The 16,632-nt window shown below is 54.4% G+C and carries 19 protein-coding genes, 1 tRNA gene and 1 rRNA gene; 7 read left to right on the top strand and 14 right to left on the bottom strand.

Annotated elements, in window-relative coordinates; genetic code table 11:
- Both ETR37_RS14710 and ETR37_RS14705 read right to left on the bottom strand, forming a co-directional pair.
- A 16S ribosomal RNA gene (locus tag ETR37_RS14710) occupies positions 1 to 120 on the bottom strand; the annotation flags it as partial.
- Between the two features lie 408 nt (positions 121 to 528).
- Positions 529 to 696, bottom strand: coding sequence for a hypothetical protein (locus ETR37_RS14705; protein ID WP_223810850.1), 168 nt, complete (start codon positions 694 to 696; stop codon positions 529 to 531).
- A gap of 89 nt (positions 697 to 785) precedes the next feature.
- Between ETR37_RS14705 and ETR37_RS14700 the strand changes: the two genes are divergently transcribed.
- Positions 786 to 1,604, top strand: a complete 819-nt coding sequence (locus ETR37_RS14700) for a protein-glutamine gamma-glutamyltransferase (RefSeq protein WP_011232385.1) — start codon at positions 786 to 788, stop codon at positions 1,602 to 1,604.
- Here ETR37_RS14700 and ETR37_RS14695 read toward each other — a convergent pair.
- The gene (locus tag ETR37_RS14695; RefSeq protein WP_033026097.1) at positions 1,575 to 2,483 is read right to left on the bottom strand and encodes a DMT family transporter; all 909 of its coding nucleotides are present in this window, start codon (positions 2,481 to 2,483) and stop codon (positions 1,575 to 1,577) included. The genes ETR37_RS14700 and ETR37_RS14695 overlap by 30 nt on opposite strands.
- A 126-nt stretch (positions 2,484 to 2,609) precedes the next feature.
- Between ETR37_RS14695 and ETR37_RS14690 the strand changes: the two genes are divergently transcribed.
- On the top strand, positions 2,610 to 3,287 hold the full coding sequence (locus ETR37_RS14690) for an MgtC/SapB family protein (protein ID WP_011232387.1): 678 nt from the start codon (positions 2,610 to 2,612) through the stop codon (positions 3,285 to 3,287).
- Positions 3,288 to 3,359: 72 nt separating this feature from the next.
- Positions 3,360 to 3,432, top strand: a tRNA-Ala gene (locus ETR37_RS14685).
- A 231-nt stretch (positions 3,433 to 3,663) separates the two neighbouring features.
- Here the strand turns inward: ETR37_RS14685 and ETR37_RS14680 are convergent.
- Positions 3,664 to 4,965, bottom strand: coding sequence for a DnaD domain protein (locus tag ETR37_RS14680; RefSeq protein ID WP_014196631.1), 1,302 nt, complete (start codon positions 4,963 to 4,965; stop codon positions 3,664 to 3,666).
- Positions 4,966 to 5,202: 237 nt separating this feature from the next.
- On the opposite strand from ETR37_RS14680, the gene ETR37_RS14675 reads away from it, so the two are divergent.
- A complete protein-coding gene (locus ETR37_RS14675) occupies positions 5,203 to 6,087 on the top strand; it encodes a thermonuclease family protein (RefSeq protein WP_129447452.1) in 885 nt (294 codons plus the stop codon).
- Between the two features lie 212 nt (positions 6,088 to 6,299).
- On the opposite strand, the gene ETR37_RS14670 is transcribed toward ETR37_RS14675, so the two are convergent.
- Entirely contained in the window at positions 6,300 to 6,551 is a 252-nt protein-coding gene (locus ETR37_RS14670; RefSeq protein ID WP_011232390.1) for a hypothetical protein, read from the bottom strand.
- Positions 6,552 to 6,608: 57 nt separating this feature from the next.
- A complete protein-coding gene (locus ETR37_RS14665; protein WP_015375705.1) occupies positions 6,609 to 7,109 on the bottom strand; it encodes a GNAT family N-acetyltransferase in 501 nt (166 codons plus the stop codon).
- A gap of 99 nt (positions 7,110 to 7,208) precedes the next feature.
- On the opposite strand from ETR37_RS14665, the gene ETR37_RS14660 reads away from it, so the two are divergent.
- Entirely contained in the window at positions 7,209 to 8,384 is a 1,176-nt protein-coding gene (locus ETR37_RS14660; RefSeq protein ID WP_129447451.1) for an MFS transporter, read from the top strand.
- Between the two features lie 272 nt (positions 8,385 to 8,656).
- Here the strand turns inward: ETR37_RS14660 and ETR37_RS14655 are convergent, their stop codons facing one another.
- The gene (locus tag ETR37_RS14655) at positions 8,657 to 8,845 is read right to left on the bottom strand and encodes an H-type small acid-soluble spore protein (protein WP_013144368.1); all 189 of its coding nucleotides are present in this window, start codon (positions 8,843 to 8,845) and stop codon (positions 8,657 to 8,659) included.
- A gap of 111 nt (positions 8,846 to 8,956) precedes the next feature.
- On the opposite strand from ETR37_RS14655, the gene ETR37_RS14650 reads away from it, so the two are divergent.
- Positions 8,957 to 9,952: a potassium channel family protein gene (locus ETR37_RS14650; protein WP_033006333.1), complete on the top strand. Its 996-nt coding sequence runs from the start codon at positions 8,957 to 8,959 to the stop codon at positions 9,950 to 9,952.
- Here the strand turns inward: ETR37_RS14650 and ETR37_RS14645 are convergent.
- The 3 genes from ETR37_RS14645 to ETR37_RS14635 all read right to left on the bottom strand — a co-directional run bounded on the left by ETR37_RS14645 (position 9,949) and on the right by ETR37_RS14635 (position 13,656).
- Entirely contained in the window at positions 9,949 to 10,353 is a 405-nt protein-coding gene (locus tag ETR37_RS14645) for a YugN-like family protein (RefSeq protein ID WP_013144366.1), read from the bottom strand. The two genes, ETR37_RS14650 and ETR37_RS14645, sit on opposite strands and share 4 nt — an antisense overlap.
- 275 nt (positions 10,354 to 10,628) lie before the next feature.
- A complete protein-coding gene (locus tag ETR37_RS14640) occupies positions 10,629 to 11,978 on the bottom strand; it encodes a glucose-6-phosphate isomerase (RefSeq protein WP_011232395.1) in 1,350 nt (449 codons plus the stop codon).
- 514 nt (positions 11,979 to 12,492) lie between these two features.
- Positions 12,493 to 13,656 (bottom strand): iron-containing alcohol dehydrogenase, encoded by a 1,164-nt coding sequence (locus ETR37_RS14635; RefSeq protein WP_129447450.1) that lies wholly within the window; start codon positions 13,654 to 13,656, stop codon positions 12,493 to 12,495.
- A 148-nt stretch (positions 13,657 to 13,804) separates the two neighbouring features.
- Here ETR37_RS14635 and ETR37_RS14630 point away from each other — a divergent pair, with 148 nt between their 5' ends.
- Positions 13,805 to 14,038: a DUF378 domain-containing protein gene (locus ETR37_RS14630; RefSeq protein WP_011232397.1), complete on the top strand. Its 234-nt coding sequence runs from the start codon at positions 13,805 to 13,807 to the stop codon at positions 14,036 to 14,038.
- Positions 14,039 to 14,141: 103 nt separating this feature from the next.
- Here the strand turns inward: ETR37_RS14630 and yugI are convergent, their stop codons facing one another.
- The 4 genes from yugI to ETR37_RS14610 all read right to left on the bottom strand — a co-directional run bounded on the left by yugI (position 14,142) and on the right by ETR37_RS14610 (position 16,600).
- On the bottom strand, positions 14,142 to 14,507 hold the full coding sequence (gene yugI, locus ETR37_RS14625) for a S1 domain-containing post-transcriptional regulator GSP13 (RefSeq protein WP_015375709.1): 366 nt from the start codon (positions 14,505 to 14,507) through the stop codon (positions 14,142 to 14,144).
- 105 nt (positions 14,508 to 14,612) lie between these two features.
- Positions 14,613 to 15,785: an aminotransferase gene (locus ETR37_RS14620; protein WP_129447449.1), complete on the bottom strand. Its 1,173-nt coding sequence runs from the start codon at positions 15,783 to 15,785 to the stop codon at positions 14,613 to 14,615.
- On the bottom strand, positions 15,782 to 16,282 hold the full coding sequence (locus ETR37_RS14615; RefSeq protein ID WP_129447448.1) for an Lrp/AsnC family transcriptional regulator: 501 nt from the start codon (positions 16,280 to 16,282) through the stop codon (positions 15,782 to 15,784). Before ETR37_RS14615 ends, ETR37_RS14620 begins: the two co-directional genes overlap by 4 nt.
- Positions 16,283 to 16,336: 54 nt before the next feature.
- The gene (locus ETR37_RS14610; RefSeq protein ID WP_013524508.1) at positions 16,337 to 16,600 is read right to left on the bottom strand and encodes a YugE family protein; all 264 of its coding nucleotides are present in this window, start codon (positions 16,598 to 16,600) and stop codon (positions 16,337 to 16,339) included.
- Positions 16,601 to 16,632 lie beyond the last annotated feature (32 nt).

Below are 16,632 nucleotides of genomic sequence, written 5' to 3'. Positions count from 1 at the left end.
TGTTACTCACCCGTCCGCCGCTGACCAAATCAGAGCAAGCTCCGATCCGGTCCGCTCGACTTGCATGTATTAGGCACGCCGCCAGCGTTCGTCCTGAGCCAGGATCAAACTCTCCAAAGAAAGTTGATTGGCTTTTTGCTTCAACCGCAGCACCAAAGGCGCTAAACGGCCTCAGCTTTTCTTTCGCGCTTCGTTTCGTTCAGTTTTCAAGGAACAAGCTTTCGACTGTTTTGTCTCTCTCAAACAGCTCTTTTATGTTAGCATAACATCTTTTTGGATGTCAACTGCTTTTTTGCTTCGCATCGCTGTCAAACAACCTCTTTGATCAGCGACGTTTTCTAATATACCACCTTAACTCGAAAAAAGCAATACCTTTTTTAAAAAAATTTTAGGACGCGCTGATCCATCCCCGTTCCCTCTTCTCCATCCCACAGGAAAGCGTTCTTTTCCTAAAAAAGGGGAATGAACACCGGCGCGAGTGCATACATTTCTTCTATGACATCGCTATATAGATGCGATTGGACGCCTTCACATCGACGGCTTTTGCAGAGCGACTGGATGGACTGTCAGGCGACCGAACAACGCCGCTTCCAGCCCCACGCCTGGGTCTGTGAAGCAGGTAGTCGTTCCGTCTTCCGCCACGCCAAGGTGCGGCGAAGAAGACGGCTGTTTGCCTCGGGCGGTCGAAATAGGCAAGCGACTTTTTTCGTCAAGGACGTGGAGAACTTTTCCGTTTTGCATCTATATCGTTGTTGCGATCCTTTCATCAAGGAGGCTTCTTCACTTTGATTCGCGTGTTATCACCAATCAACTTTGACGTTTCTAGTTCGTTTTCGCTTCCGGCCAGCGAACAACGAATCTTAGATGCCCTTGTTTCCTCGCCTAAGTTGTATACGTATGCAAATAAACACCAGCTTCGATTTGAAATCGCCTTGCGCGACCGCATTGTTCGGGCGGCGGGCGAGTTGGCGAAAAGCCGGGCGCGGTTTGCCATTTTCCGTTTTTCGCGCTGCAACAGCGATTTTTGGACGCGGGACGAGCGCGGCGGCTTCCGTCTTCGCCCAGATGTCACGGCTTCCGAAGCGATTCAGGACATTTTTGTCCATAGCGAGCGATACGCGTTTGAATGCGCGACCGCGATCGTCATCGTGTTTTACAAGGCCGTGCTTGACGTAATCGATCCAGCGGCATTCAACCGGCTGTTTGCGGATTTGCTGCTGTATGACTGGCATACCGACCGGGATCTTGGCATTCAAACAAAAAAAGATGAACACTTTCTCCCCGGAGATTGCCTCTATTTTAAAAACCCGGAATTCGATCCGTTGACGCCGCAATGGCAAGGGGAAAATGCCATTTACTTAGGCGACGGCTTCTTTTACGGGCATGGCATCGGCATTCAAACAAAGGAGGGCATCATCGCCGCGCTCAATCGAAAACGAAAGCGGGGAGCCACGAAATCCGCTTACCTGCTTCCCGATATCACGCAAGTCGATTTCGCTTATTTGTCCCAATTCGCCCGCGGCTTCGATGAATTCCGCCTGCCGATCCGCCGCTCTTCCTTTATCTTTGGAACGCTAGGGTCCGCTGCGTTCTTGCACCGTTAGCGGACCTTTTTCGTTTTTCTCCCACAAATACAGGGCGATTCCTGTTAAAATAAAAATACCGCCGATCCATTGAAACGGACGGATCGGTTCGCCAAACAGCCAGTAGGCCAAGGCGGAAGCGCCGATCGGTTCAAATAAAATCGCCATCGACACCGTCGAGGCGCTGACCCATTTGACCGCCCAGTTCATCACCGAATGGCCGAGCAGCGTTGGAATGACGGCGAGGACGAGAAAACAAAGCCAATCCGTCAGCTGATACGCCGTCAGCGAAAGGCGAAACAGCATCGCGTACAGCCACAACACCGCCGCGCTGATGCTATAGACGATATAGGTATACGTCATCAATGACAACCGTTGTCGCACCTCTTGGCCGAACAGCCAATACGCCGTGACAAACGCGCACGCAAGCAGCGCCAATCCATCGCCGTACAGCGCTTCCCCGCTGACGCGGAAGTCTCCCCAGCTGATGAGGATGCTGCCGATCATGGCCAACACCGCGCTCCCGACCGCGCCGACGGTCAACCGTTCGCGGAAAAACAACGCGCCGCCTGCGAAGGCAAACAGCGGCTGCAGCGTCACAAGCACGACCGAACTGGCGACGGATGTATAGTCGAGCGATTCAAACCAAAGGATAAAATGAAAGGCAAGCAAAACCCCAGAACAAAGCGAAAACAGCCAATCGCGCCGGGAGACGCCTCGGAGTTCGCTTCGATGCCGGAGGAACAACGGCGTCATGATGGCGACGGCCAAAAAGAGCCGATAAAAGGCGATCACCGCGGACGGCGCCTGCGACCATTTGACGAAAATGGCCGATGTTGACACGGCAAGCGCGCCGATGAATAGAGCGGCATAAGCCTTTGCTGTGCTTGGCGGCTTCATGTTTCTGCCAACTCACTTTCTACGAAAAGGAGTGTGCGCCCTGATCTACCACTTTCATGCGGAAGGGCGGACAAAAATGGTTCACGAACGTTTTCTTACATTATACCATGAACGAGGTGAGAAACGATGATGTTTGATCCGTTCCTCAAACTAGGGATTTCCGCCATTCTCGGGCTGATCATTGGGCTGGAACGGGAATTGAAGCGAAAACCGGTCGGTTTGAAAACGTGTCTTGTGATTTCCATTTCCAGCTGCTTGCTTACAATCGTTTCGATCGAATCGGCGTACGTCTTTCCGCTCAAAGACCATATTACGATGGACCCGCTTCGACTGGCGGCGCAAATTGTGTCCGGGGTCGGTTTTTTAGGAGCAGGCGTCATTTTGCGCCGCGGCAACGACAGCATCACCGGGCTGACGACCGCCGCGATCATTTGGGGGGCGGCAGGGATTGGAGTAGCGGTCGGCGCAGGCTTCTATTGGGAATCGGCGTTCGGCGTCGCGCTTCTCATTGTCAGTGTGGAACTCATTCCGTTTTTGATCAATTTTTTTGGACCAAAGCAGCTGCGCGAAAAAGAGGTGCTGTTGCAAATCACCGTGGCGGACGCCAAAAACATTACAAAGGTCATCGACCATTTAAAACAACAGGACATCAACATTAAAACGATGCGCATTAAAGACGTTGAAGAGAATGAACATTTGCTGAAACTAAGAGCCGTCATTGACCAAAAGCGCTCGACCGCCGAACTTTACTACGTCATCCGCTCCATTGACGATGTCGTGCACGTTGATATTGAAAGCGGGTGATCAAAAAAGGATTGCAATTGTCCGCATCCATATATATAATGGGACATGGACAGATCATCCATATCCTTTTTTGGGGCATTAGCTCAGTTGGGAGAGCGTCGTGCTGGCAGCGCGAAGGTCACCGGTTCGAGCCCGGTATGCTCCATTTGCCCAACCCTTGCCGTGCAAGGGTTTTTTATTTTCGTTTCGGGAGATGGCGATGAGCCATCCCCCTGTGAACAAATTCCCAAAAGAAGCCTCCCACCATCTAAACGTGAAGGGGCGCCAGCACCAGTGAACGACCTGACTGAACCTCAAATCGTGGGGCACACAAGAAATCGCTCGGTTCACGTCCCGTCATGAGATGAGACTCCTCGGACTCTTACGCCCTTCGGCTTCATCCGTCCGGGTTGGTTTTGTATTTTTTCAGACGTTCCTCCAACTCACGGCGCGCCTGCTCGATGTCAAAGTCGTCGTCTTCCGGCTGGCTGTAATCCATCTTCAGCCAATCCGGCACGATCTCGGTGCGGATCGGTTTCCGCATCGTTCTGCCGCCATCGGATGAAGGCGGGGCGGATCGTTGCTTCATCCGCTCTTTTCGAAACGCCAACCGCGCGGCGCGCACTTCGTCCACGGTGCGATACCCTTTTTCCGTCCAGTCGCGCAAAATCGTTTCCACGTACACCCACCGTTTGGCGCCGTTTTCCACCGCGATTTTCAATGCTTCCAACACCAATTCCTCGGACGCATCGTCCACCCATGCATTGATCTTTTCCCGCAAATAATCGCCGATCACGCCAAACCCGTTTTCCTCACAGAAGCGAACGATCTCCTTGTATGTGCGCACGCGCGCGTCTTCTTCGTCTTCTCTTTTGATCTCTGATGTCATCTCTGTTGTCGTCTCTGGTATTGGTCTTGTCAAATTGAGCACCTCGACCGCCCAGTTTGACCAGCTGGATGGTTCATTTTGCGCAAATGGACGGACTGTTTCGCCCATCGTCTGCTCATTTTGGCCGATCGAAACGCCATCGTAAACGGCCGAAATCTGATCTTGTTGAATCGTCGAAACGCTGCTTTGCCTCATCGACCCCCCATCTTCAGTGGGCAAAACCCTATTTTGAACCGTCAAAATGCCATCTTGAGCCGTCAACATCCCCCCTTGAACCACAGAAGCGCCGCCTTGAACGGCCGAGATGCCATCTTGCACAATCGAATCCCCATCGTGCGTCGTCAAACCCTCATCGTGAACGAACGAAACCCCGTTTTGAGTGAACGAAACCGCACCTTGAACGATCGAAACACCATTGTGCGCGGTCATCACGCCATCATCTGCCGCCTGCCCATGTTGTCCGTCCGACATTTCTGATATTTCTTTCGTTATTTCAGCCAGTTTGTCATAGTCGATCCGATACCATTTCGTTTTATCGATCTTGGAGCGGTTGAAATTCGCCGCGACGATGATCCCCATTTTTTCCAGTTTAAGAATGATCCGGCGAATCGTGCTTTCCGACCAGAACGGGAATTGTCGCTGCCAGTCTGCATACGTGTTGTACACCCACTTATAGCCGTCATGGACGTTTTCGCTTTTCTTGAGCCAATAATGCAGCTGCTGAACAACGATGCTTTCGTTCAACCCGATCGCCAAAGCGAGTTGCGGCAAAATGACCAACGGTTGATCATCGAAAAGCAAGTTGGACATGTCATCCTCTCCCCCTCAGACGAGATGTTTCCTCATCGTTCCACTTTTTTGATAAACTTTATCGTGAACGAACGCAAATCGCCTAACAGCGCGATAACGGCCATATTGGCTTAATTTTTCGCTGAAAAACGGCAAAAACCGGCATAACATGTGCGATCGTGTGCTGAAACCCATCCATTGCGGACATCCGGTTCTTGTTCAAGAGGAAGAAATGTTTTTCGAGTGGAGGGATCGTTTTTGAAACGAATGGTCATATTCTTGTTTTGTTTCCTGTTGATGTTCCCGATTTCCGCTTTTGCCCACCCTGGCGAGCTTGATGAGTTGGGCGGGCACTTCCGCGGCAGCGACTGCGTGTATTTGCTCCATGAGCCGACTGCGCTGGCGAAGCAGGCGAAAACGAAACAAGAGCTTGTCCAGCTTATTCAAACATACAACGGCAATGAACGATGCAAGCGGCATCTCACCCCAGAGCGAATCGACCTGGACGGCCATACGCTGGGGAAGAAAGAAGATCGTTCTACGTTGCGCCTTGGCCGCACCTACCCGGCTGAATTGGTCGAGTGCATCGACGGCGATACGGCGAAATTCCGCGTCAACGGCCATGTATACACGACGAGGTTTTTGTTCATTGATACGCCGGAGAGCACGATCCAAGTCGAACCGTATGGGAAAGAAGCAAGCCGGTTTACATGTTCCCGCTTGCATCAAGGGAACATTTTGCTTGAGACCGACGGAGACGCGCTGTTTGACAAATACCAGCGGCTGCTCGCCTGGGTGTGGGTCGGCAACAAGCGCCTGCTGCAAGAAGACCTCTCCAAAGCCGGACTTGTCGAAGACTTTTATGACTATGGCGATTACAAATACGAAGCGCGCGTCCGCAAGGCGTACGAGGAGGCGAAACGAACCGGAGCGGGCATGTACGGCAAGCGTGCCGCTGGAGAGAGGGAGGGGGCAGGGACGGAAACGCGGCCGCAGACGAAGGAAAAGACGGCCAAGACCGATCACCCGCCAGCTTTGGAGAACAAAACGCCGCTCGAACGATCCGGCCGTCCGGTTCTTTATACGCTGCTTGGCCTAGCGGCGGCCGCCGCGCTCTATTGGCTCATCCGCCGGTTGACATGATCAACGGCCGGTGATGGAACGAATATCAGGCTTTGCAACAATGTTTTTCAAATTGAAAAAACCTTGCAGCGCCGCAGTTTCATCCCTTGAGCTTTCTCACGAACGGATCGAGCGAATCCGTTGGGTTTCGCCGGCCTTCTGGGGAAAAGAAAAAGCCTGTCCCCAGCGGGCAGGCCTTTTCTTCAACGTTTTCACCTCGTTTTCTTTCTCCCTCATTGCCTCGGCAGCAGCTCTTCAATGCCGTCCGGGCCGCTTTCCATCCGCGCCGGCGACTCGCCGAGCCGCCGAAATCCGTATTTCTCAAGGCGCATGATTTGTTCGTCGGTCAAGTCTGCATATGCGACAACGGACGGCGTGCCAGACGATTTGTAAATCAAATTGCCGGTCACCGGGCATTGAAACGCGTCAGCGACAAATCCTTCCCCATCTTGGATCGTAAACAGCCGAATCGGCATGACGTTCATATCCTTCCCTCTTTCCGTTCATCCTCATTACTTATGACTTCCCCGCCTCCCCCCATTCTATACAAGCCGTTTGCCGACAATGACCAAATCGCGTTCCACGCCGTCCAATTCCGCCACGCGCGGAAAATATCCCCATCGTTCAAATCCGAAGCGGGAGAAAAGCCGCAAACTTGGTTCATTATGCGCAAAAATAAAGCCGAGCAGCGTCTTGATCCCAAGTTCGGGCGCCCGTTCGACCGCCCGCTCGAGCAGCTTCGTCCCAAGCCCCCGGCCGCGGTGCGTTTCGGCGATATAAATGCTTACCTCCGCCGTATGGCGGTACGCCGGGCGGCCGTAAAACGACTGAAAGCTGAGCCAGGCGCAAACCGCGCCGTCGTCCTCGACGACCCAAAGCGGACGATTGTGCGGGTCATGGGCCTCAAACCACGCCCGCCGGCTTTCGACCGACACCGGCTCCAAGTCCGCCGTCACCATCCGGCTTGGGATCGTTTCATTATAAATGCGGACGATGTGCGGCAAATCCGCCGCGGCCGCATCGCGGATCAAACATGATTCCATCTTTCCATCTCCCCTTTTGCAAACAGTCATTTTATTTCCATCAGTGAAAAAAGCGAGAGTATAATGATACATATGTACAAACAAAGAAAGGGGAAAGAGATGAAACGCCAGCTTGTCGTCTATCTTGTGTCGCTCGCCGCGTTTCTCGGCCCGTTTACGCAAACGATTTACACTCCTATTTTACCAGAAGTGCGGGAGGCGTTTGCGACTTCTTCGTTTTTGATCAACTTGACGATTTCCATTTTCACGTTCTTCCTGGCGATGATGCAAATCGTCTATGGTCCGCTCACCGACCGGAAAGGACGGAGGACGGTGCTGCTTGGCGGCATCGTCATCTACATCGCCGCTTCGCTCGGCTGTTTTTTCTCGACATCCATTTCCGCACTTTTGTTCTTCCGCGCCTTGCAAGCCGTTGGCATCGCGGCCGGGTCGGTCGTCGCCGCCACGGTCATCGGCGACTTGTTCACCGGCAAAGAGCGCGGGCGGGCGATGGGGACGTTTCAAATGATGGTCTCACTTGGCCCTGTCGTCGGGCCGATCGTCGGCGGCTTTTTGGCAGAGCATTTTCCATTTCGCACCGTCTTTTTGGCGCTCGTGGCCGTCGGCGGCTTAGTTGGTGCCGGCAATTTCCTGCTGCTGAAGGAAACGAAACCAGAAACGGCCGTTTCGTCCCCGTTTCGCCTCTCCGACTTCGCTTCAGTGCTCCGCCGCCGTGCCGGGTCGTCGATCGTTCTGCTTGGATTTGTTCAATATTACTCGCTGTATAATTTTCTCGTCTTTTTGCCCAGCATCTTGACGGATCGGTACGGTCTGTCGGCGCAGGAAAAAGGGACGGTGTACTTGGCGATGTCGTCCATGATCGTCATCGGCAGCTTCCTCGGCGGGCGCCTTCAAGGACGCTTCCCGGAGCGGCGCATCCTCTTGGCGGCATCGTACTTGACCGTGCTGTCCATTTTCTTTTTCTTGATCGCGGCCCAACGATCGCTTTCGCTGCTTGTTTTGGCCATCGCCTTGTTCGGCTTGTTTTTAGGCCTTTCGCTCCCAGTGCAGACGACCGTACTGACGAACGTTTTTCAAGCGAACCGCTCGACAGCGATCGGCGTGTACAACTTTTTCCGCTATATGGGCATGGCGTTCGGACCAATGATCGGCAGCGCGCTGTTTGCCGCTGGAGGGTATCATCTCGTCTACGGAATCGATGATATTCTCTTTTTCGCCTGCGCCTTGCTGTTGACGGTGCGCGTTGCCCGGACGCGCCGCCAATCCGCTGTCTGACAAAACGAAGCCGCTTGCCCGACATGTCGTTCGGCAAGCGGCGGATTTCCCCGTCTTTCGCTCCATCAACGTTTCATCCGATGTCTACGTCCTTGCACCGACTCCCTCTGATTGTCGTCTGAAAAGCCGTCTTGTTCACGAAACAGACGGCGAACAACAACCGTTTTCTTGCGGGCCGCCCGGACGCTTCATGCCGGAAAACTCCTTTACTCGAACCAAGCGCGCTCGGGAAACGCAAGAAGGCTCCCGCACTGTCAGCCGGCCTCCCCTTTTCACTCCCGCTCTTCCGTCAATTCCGAAACCGGCACATCCCGGCGCTCATGAAGCCGGCCATCGCGCAAATGGACGGTCGCCGTCTGTTTTTCTTCATCATACCCGTCAATCCATACCGACACGCCGTTGTAATATACCGGGATATCGGCAGGGGAAGAAACGATTTGTTTGACACGGTTCATATCCATGACCACTGTCCCCTTTCTGTGATGTTCCGTTTCCTAGTATGGGAAAAAACAGGAATGTTTATGCAAAAACGGCTCACACTAAAAAAGACAAAAGCAAAAGAGGGGTGGACGATGAGAACAAGGAACGTGCTGTTATCGTATTGGCGCTGGCCGCCCGTGCTTCGTCTGTTTGTCTCGGCAAGCGCGTTGATCGTGCTGTTTGGCGCGCTGATGCGCTTCATTGAACCAGAGACGTTCCGCACGGTGTTCGACGGCGTGTGGTGGGCGATCGTGACGTCGGCGACAATCGGCTACGGCGACATCGTCCCGAAAACGGTCGCCGGAAAACTCGCGGCCATTGGGCTTATCATCCTTGGCACCGGCATCCTCACCGCTTATTTCGCTTCCGTCTCCGCCGCGGCCGCCGCCCGGGAAACCGCCTTTACAAGCGGACAGCTCCGGTATACAGAGCGCGGCCATGCGGTGATCGTCGGCTGGAACGAGCGGGCGCGCGAGGTGCTGCTCCGCCTCGCGCGGCACGACGCCTCCATGCGCTTCGTTCTCATCGACGCCACTGTTCCGTCCCACCCGCTTCTGAACGCGCCGGTTCATTTCATTAAAGGAACGGCAAGCGACGATGCGGTGCTGGAGAAGGCCAATATTCAAGAAGCGCGTTTTTTGCTCATCACCGCCGATCCGCATAAAGCGGAAGCGGAAGCCGATAAAGATACGATTGTCACGCTGCTTGCCGCCAAAAGCCTCAACCCGTCGGTGTACGCCATCGTGGAAATCCTAACGGGCCGAAACGTCCAGAACGCCTTCCGCGCCGGGGCGGATGAGGTGATTCAGACAAACTTGCTGGCGAGTTTCGCCATGGCCGCCAGCCTTCGCTCGCCGGGCGCCGCCAGCGTGTGGGAGACGGCGCTTTACCGCCTGGACGGACAGACGCTCTGCCTTCTCGAGCCAGACGAACAGCAAATCGGCCAGCCATTCGCCGCCGTTCAACAGCAGCTGCTCAAGCAAAACGTGACGCTGCTTGGCGTCATCCATGGAGATCACGGAGCGATTTCCGTTGCACCGGACCGCCCGATTCAACAAAGCGACCGCCTGTTTGTGCTTGCCCCTTAATCGAGCAGGCGGCGCTCCAGCTCTTGGACAAGCGCCTTTCCGACGGAAATGTATCGCTCGGGTACGGTCGCATCCGGGTCTTGCGGCTCGGCAAACTGATTGAATGAGGCGCTGATGTTGCCGACATCGGCGAAATCATCGATGCCCCGTTGGTATTTATGCGCAAGCAAAAACGGCCGCCCAAGCTCCACCGTCGTTCCGTGCGAATCAAGCTGCCCGTCGACCGCCCGAAACGGCACGCGCAAAAACTGATAGCCCGCGTCATCGGCGATTTTGTAGTCGAAATAGCCGTGATCGTAGTCCCACCCGCCGCCGATTGTATATCCCATTGGTTTTAATTGCTCTTCCAAATGGTACAGTTGAAATTGTTTTCCTTCCAAACGCGATGGCATTTCAATCATGCACAATCCCTCCTTTCTTTTATCGTTTCCCGTTCGGCGGGGATTATTTGTCCGCGGCAGCTTCAGACGCTTGGCGAAAAACGGCAGGGAGCAATAAACCCTCGTCCGGGCATTGTGAGGCCGGACGATCCGGTATGTATAACAAAACACCTCTTCCCCCACAAAAGGGAAGAGGCGCTTTTTCCGTCGTTCCGTCCGCCGTTTCGGGCGCGACTCGGGTCGAGCCGCGAGTCATCTCCCCCGAGAAAACAGCGGCTTGGCGATGGAACACGTTGTTATTTCAACCGTTTCTCCAGTTCTTCCTTCAACTGCTCATAGCCTGGTTTGCCGAGGAGGGCGAACATATTCTTTTTGTATGCTTCCACTCCCGGTTGGTCAAATGGATTCACCCCGAGCAAGTAGCCGCTCATGGCGCATGCTTTTTCAAAGAAGTAGACAAGGTAGCCGAACGTATATTCATCAAGCTTCGGCAACGTGATGACCAAGTTCGGCACGCCGCCGTCCGTATGGGCGAGCAGCGTCCCTTCGAACGCTTTTGTGTTGACGAAATCAACCGTTTTTCCCGCCAAATAGTTCAGCCCGTCGAGGTCGTTTTCTTCGGCTTCAATGATCAGCTCATGACGCGGTTCTTCCAGCTTCAACACTGTTTCAAACAAATCGCGGCGCCCTTCTTGAATGTATTGGCCGAGCGAATGCAAATCGGTCGAGAAATCAGCGGAAGCCGGGTAAATGCCTTTTTGATCCTTCCCTTCGCTTTCGCCGAACAGCTGCTTCCACCATTCGGCGAAATAGTGCAGCGCTGGTTCGTAGTTGACGAGCAGCTCGATCGTTTTCCCTTTGTTGTACAAAATGTTGCGGATGGCGGCGTATTGGTAAGCGGCGTTTTCCTCAAGCTCCGAGGAGCTGAAATCGTCACGCGCTTTGGCCGCTCCTTCCATCATGGCGTTAATGTCCGCGCCGCTTGCGGCAATCGGCAGCAACCCGACCGCCGTCAGCACCGAGTAGCGGCCGCCGATGTCATCCGGAATGACAAACGTCTCGTACCCTTCCTCATTGGCGAGCGTCCGAAGCGCGCCGCGCTTGCTGTCGGTCGTCGCGTAAATGCGGCGGCGCGCTTCCTCTTTGCCGTATTTCTCCTCAAGCAGCTTGCGGAAAATGCGGAAGGCGATCGCCGGCTCGGTCGTCGTCCCCGATTTGGAAATGACGTTGATCGAGAAGTCTTTCCCTTCCAAGAAATCGATGACGTCTTTCATATACGTCGAGCTGATGTTGTTGCCGACAAAAATGATTTGCGGCGTTTTCCGCTTTTCTTTTGGCAGGGCGTTGTAAAACGAATGGTGCAGCATCTCGATCGCCGCCCGCGCGCCAAGGTACGAGCCGCCGATGCCGATGACGACAAGAACATCAGAGTCCGATTGGATTTTTTTCGCCGCCTCCTTGATGCGCGCGAATTCTTCTTTGTCATAGTCGACCGGCCAGTCAAGCCAGCCTAAAAAGTCGCTTCCAACACCGGTTTTTTCATGAAGCGAATGATGCGCGACTTTCACGGCATCGCGCAAGTATGTAAGCTCATGTTCGCCAAAAAAGGCGAGCGCTTTCGAATAGTCAAAGCGAATGTGGGTCATCGATTTCCGCCTCCCCTTCAAGAATCATTGCCTTCTTTCACTTTAGCGGAATAAACAAGGGAAATCAAGCAGCCCACCTTTTTTGGAAACGGATTCATTTTTCGCCATGTTCGCCGTGCCGATTTCCTTGCGTAACGTCTGGAGGGATGGTGATGCAACGAAAAAGACAGCTTATCCCAGCCATTTTTCAATTAGAGAAACCTTGTGAAATCGGCTCTCTTTTCTGATGAAACGCCGCCGATTTGCGAACAAAACTCGTTTTTCACCCGCCTTCTAGGGGGCTCAGGCTACTCGCCTCAAGAAACGTAATCAACGTTGTGCTTTTTCCTCATTCGAGAACCATGGATTCGGGCGAGGCGGCTGTTTTTCGCGCCCTCCTCCCTTTCCGCCGTCCTGCGGGATCGGGAGCGCGCCCAGGCAAACCAAGAAAATAGGAAAAGCGCCAGCTCAGGCAGATTCCGTCGCCGAGCCGGCGCCATCATCGATCGATTCGCGAAGCCGCCGCATCGCCTCATTAAAGGGAAGCGCGCAAAATGGCGAGCACATCATCGCGGTTCAATGTTTTGAAACGGCCGAACTCGCCAAACGCCATCGCTTTATCGGCCATCAGCTCCAAGTTTTCCTCGCCGATGCCATAGTCCGCAAGCCGCGACGGCGCCCCGAGGCTCGACCAGAACTCACGCAGCCGCTCGATGCCTTCAAGCGCCACATCGCGCTCGGATTTGCCCGCCGGATCGACATCGAACACACGCACCGCGAGCTGGGCGAAACGGCTGACGTTTTCATCGAGCACATGCTTCATCCAGTTCGGGAACAAAATCGCCAATCCTCCGGCGTGCGGGATGTCATACACGGCGGAAACGGCATGCTCAATATTGTGCGTCGCCCAGTCGCCGCGGACGCCCATTTGCAAGAAGCCGTTTAAGGCGATCGTGCCCGAGTACATGATCGTCTCGCGCAGCTCGTAGTTTTCCAAATCGTTGATCAGTTTGGGCGCCGTTTCGATCACGGTTTTCAACACCGCTTCGCACATCCGGTCTTGCAATGGCGTGTTCGGCGTATGATGGAAATATTGCTCAAACACATGCGACATCATATCGACAATGCCGTAAACCGTATGGTCTTTCGGAACGGTCATCGTATACGTCGGATCCAAAATCGAAAATTGCGGGAACGTAAACGGGCTGCCCCAGCCGTATTTTTCTTTCGTCTCCCAGTTTGTGATCACCGAGCCGGAATTCATCTCCGACCCAGTGGCCGCCAGCGTCAAGACGGTGCCGAACGGCAGGGCGCCGGTGACGGGCGCTTTTTTCGTGATAAACTCCCACGGATCGCCATCGAATTTCGCCCCGGCGGCGATCGCTTTCGTGCAGTCGATGACGCTGCCGCCGCCAACCGCCAGCAAAAACTCGACGCCTTCCCGCTTGCAAATGTCCACCCCTTTTCTTACGGTCGAGACGCGCGGGTTCGGTTCGACGCCTGGCAGTTCGATGACCTCGGCGCCAATGTTCCCCAATATCTTCATCACTTCATCATACAGTCCGTTTCGTTTGATGCTGCCGCCGCCATACACGAGCAGCACTTTCTTGCCGTAGCGCGGCACTTCTTCTTTGAGCCGTTCGAGCTGCCCTTTTCCGAAAATCAGTTTCGTCGGGTTGCGGAAAATAAACTCTTGCATATGGATGCCCTCCTTTTCCTGAATCTATTATGGCAGCGCCTGCCACCGATTGTAAAGCCAACTGCTTTGGCGGCAAACGATGCATATTTTTCACGACTGCGATTCATCCTATAAGTTGAAAAGAAATTTTCCAAAGGAGGCAAACAAGATGGGAGCATTGCAGCGCATTGCGCTATTGTTGACCATTATCGGCGCCATTAACTGGGGACTAATCGGCTTTTTCCAATTTGACTTAGTCGCCGCCATTTTCGGCGGCCAAGACTCCGTTTGGTCGCGCATCATCTACAGCTTGGTCGGCATCGCCGGCTTGATCAACTTGGCGCTGCTGTTCAAACCGGCCGAAGAGCTTGGGCGCACCGAGCCAAAGACATCGCGCACATAATGAAACACAAAGGGACACGCACCGCTTGGCGGTGGGTGTCTTCTTTTTGCGCCTCTCCCGGCCCAAAAGCGTCATGGACTCTCGCCGCTTGGCGGCAGGGTTCTTATGGTTTCGGTCCATCTTCTTTCTTGGACTGCTCAATCCATTCGCGCAGTTTTTCCTTCAACGGGCGAAACCCCGACTTGAGCGGCATTTTCATGCGCATATGGCGTTTTTCCTTTTCCCCGGCAGGTTCGAGCGCCTTTAGGGACAGGCTCGCCCTCCTCGCCTTTCGATCGACGTCCAACACCTTGACCGTCACTTCATCCCCGACATGGACGTAATCGCGCACATCTTTCACAAATTGATGGGAAATTTCAGAAATATGGATCAGCCCTTGCATGCCGTCCTCAAGCTGGACGAACGCGCCATACGGCTGAATGCCCGTCACCTTCCCTTTCACGATCGCTCCTCGTTTGATCGTTGACAAGCGAAACACTCCTATTGATGAATTTCGTCTATGTTTCTGTATTATAACATAGACCGACAGCAAACCCCAAAAAAAGATGTCCCGCCGACGGCGGAACATCCCCAGTTACAGGCGCGCCAAAAACCGTTTCATTCGCTTAATGGCTTCTTGCAGCTGTTCGAGCGATGATGCGTATGAACAGCGGATATAGCCTTCCCCGCTTTGGCCGAAAACGTTGCCGGGGACAACCGCCACTTTTTCTTCGATGAGCAGCCGCTCAGCAAACTGCTCCGACGTCAAACCGGTCGGCTTGATGGACGGGAAAGCGTAAAACGCACCGCCCGGCAAATGGCACGGCAGCCCGATTTCATTGAGCGAGGCGACGAAATAGTTGCGCCGCCGCCGGTAGCTGTTGCGCATCTCGGCGACATCGCGCTCTCCGCTGCGAAGCGCCTCAAGCGCCCCATATTGCGCCATTGTCGGCGCGCACATCATGGCATACTGATGGATTTTCAACATCGCCTGCAAAATCTCGTCAGGCGCTGCCGCAAACCCGAGCCGCCATCCGGTCATCGCAAACCCTTTGGAAAAGCCGGAAATCAAAATCGTCCGCTCGCGCATGCCGCTAACAGCGGCCATGCTCGTGTACTCTCCTTCATACGTCAGCTCGGCGTAAATTTCATCGGCAATGACGAGCAAGTCGTGCGCCTCAGCCAGACGGGCGATCGCTTCAAGCTCCGTGCGGCTCTGCACCGTTCCGGTCGGGTTGTTCGGCGAGCAGATGATGACCGCCTTCGTCCGCTCGGTGATCGCCCGTTCAAGGTGCGCCGGATTGAGCTGAAACTTGTCTTCGCCAGACGTGCAAACGGCCACCGGCTTCCCGCCCGCGAGCACGACAAGCGGCTCGTAGGCGACAAAACTCGGTTCGACGATGATCACTTCATCGCCCGGGTTGATGATCGCCCTAAGCGCCAAGTCGATGGCTTGGCTCGCCCCGACCGTCACTAAAATTTCTGTCTCCGGACAGTAGTCGACATGAAACTTGCGGCGCAAATAAGCGGCGATTTCTTGGCGGAGCTCCAAGAGCCCGGCATTTGGGGTGTACGACGTATAGCCTTGCTCGAGCGACAAAATGCTCGCTTCGCGAATGCTCCAGGACGTGACAAAATCCGGCTCGCCGACGCCGAGCGAAATGACGCCATCCATGGTGGAAGCAAGGTCGAAAAAGCGGCGGATGCCGGATGGCTTCAAGCCCGCAACCGTCTTGGACACGTACGTTTTTCTCGTTTGCGGCTTCATGGCGACACCACGATGCGGCGATCTTGATCTCCTTGGTCAAAGACGATGCCATCGTGTTTGTATTTTTTCAAAATGAAATGGGTCGTCGTTGAAATGACAGAATCGAGCGTCGACAGTTTTTCCGATACAAATTGGGCGATTTCCGCCATCGAACGCCCTTCGATCACGACCGATAAGTCGTAGGCGCCGGACATTAAGTACACCGATTTCACTTCCGGGAATCGGTAAATGCGCTCCGCCACTTCGTCAAAGCCGACGCCGCGCTTCGGGGTCACCTTGACGTCGATCATCGCCGTCACTCCCTCGCGGCCGTCCGCCTTCCGCCAGTCAATGAGCGCCGTATATTGGACGATCACTTTCGCCTCTTCTAACTTTTTGACGAGCGCTTCCGTTTCTTCGACCGGCAAATCGATCATCTTCGCCAGCACATCGATCGGCGTTCGTGCATCTTTTTCTAATACTTCGATAATTTCCAGCTCTTTTTCGCTCAATTTCACGCAGCATCCCTCCATTTCATCGGTCGGTTTCGCCAAACCGGCCGCCTGTCGTCATCACGGGAGCGGACAGGACGCCGCTTGCTTCAGCTCAAGCAGCCGGCGGGCGAGTTTTAGGCAGTGGGGAAAAGGAATCGGCTCGTCAAAGGCGAATTCATATATGGACTGAATGCGGGCGGCCAACGTGCGGGCGTCTTCCGTCTCATACACCGCCTGGAGCACGCTGGCCGCCTCGACGTCGTAGGCGTCTTTTCCAAGGCCAAACGGGTCCCAGGCGCCGATCCATTCAAGAAGAAGCCGATTCAACTGTTGTCCGTCCATGCCGCCGCCATCCACCTTCTTTCTTGATGCTA

Source organism: Geobacillus sp. PK12 (assembly GCF_004123125.1).
In the GTDB taxonomy this organism is placed as follows: Bacteria; Bacillota; Bacilli; order Bacillales; family Anoxybacillaceae; genus Geobacillus; species Geobacillus zalihae.
Note: the sequence above shows the minus strand (reverse complement) of the source record. Positions and strands in the feature narration are given on the sequence as shown.

Bases quoted from the DNA above. Each gene is read 5' to 3' on its own strand.
- ETR37_RS14695 (WP_033026097.1), bottom strand. From the start codon at position 2,483: ATGAAGCCGCCAAGCACAGCAAAGGCTTATGCCGCTCTATTCATCGGC.
- ETR37_RS14690 (WP_011232387.1), top strand. From the start codon at position 2,610: ATGATGTTTGATCCGTTCCTCAAACTAGGGATTTCCGCCATTCTCGGG.
- ETR37_RS14680 (WP_014196631.1), bottom strand. From the start codon at position 4,965: ATGTCCAACTTGCTTTTCGATGATCAACCGTTGGTCATTTTGCCGCAA.
- ETR37_RS14670 (WP_011232390.1), bottom strand. From the start codon at position 6,551: ATGAACGTCATGCCGATTCGGCTGTTTACGATCCAAGATGGGGAAGGA.
- ETR37_RS14665 (WP_015375705.1), bottom strand. From the start codon at position 7,109: ATGGAATCATGTTTGATCCGCGATGCGGCCGCGGCGGATTTGCCGCAC.
- ETR37_RS14660 (WP_129447451.1), top strand. From the start codon at position 7,209: ATGAAACGCCAGCTTGTCGTCTATCTTGTGTCGCTCGCCGCGTTTCTC.
- ETR37_RS14655 (WP_013144368.1), bottom strand. From the start codon at position 8,845: ATGGATATGAACCGTGTCAAACAAATCGTTTCTTCCCCTGCCGATATC.
- ETR37_RS14650 (WP_033006333.1), top strand. From the start codon at position 8,957: ATGAGAACAAGGAACGTGCTGTTATCGTATTGGCGCTGGCCGCCCGTG.
- ETR37_RS14645 (WP_013144366.1), bottom strand. From the start codon at position 10,353: ATGATTGAAATGCCATCGCGTTTGGAAGGAAAACAATTTCAACTGTAC.
- ETR37_RS14640 (WP_011232395.1), bottom strand. From the start codon at position 11,978: ATGACCCACATTCGCTTTGACTATTCGAAAGCGCTCGCCTTTTTTGGC.
- ETR37_RS14635 (WP_129447450.1), bottom strand. From the start codon at position 13,656: ATGCAAGAGTTTATTTTCCGCAACCCGACGAAACTGATTTTCGGAAAA.
- ETR37_RS14630 (WP_011232397.1), top strand. From the start codon at position 13,805: ATGGGAGCATTGCAGCGCATTGCGCTATTGTTGACCATTATCGGCGCC.
- ETR37_RS14620 (WP_129447449.1), bottom strand. From the start codon at position 15,785: ATGAAGCCGCAAACGAGAAAAACGTACGTGTCCAAGACGGTTGCGGGC.
- ETR37_RS14610 (WP_013524508.1), bottom strand. From the start codon at position 16,600: ATGGACGGACAACAGTTGAATCGGCTTCTTCTTGAATGGATCGGCGCC.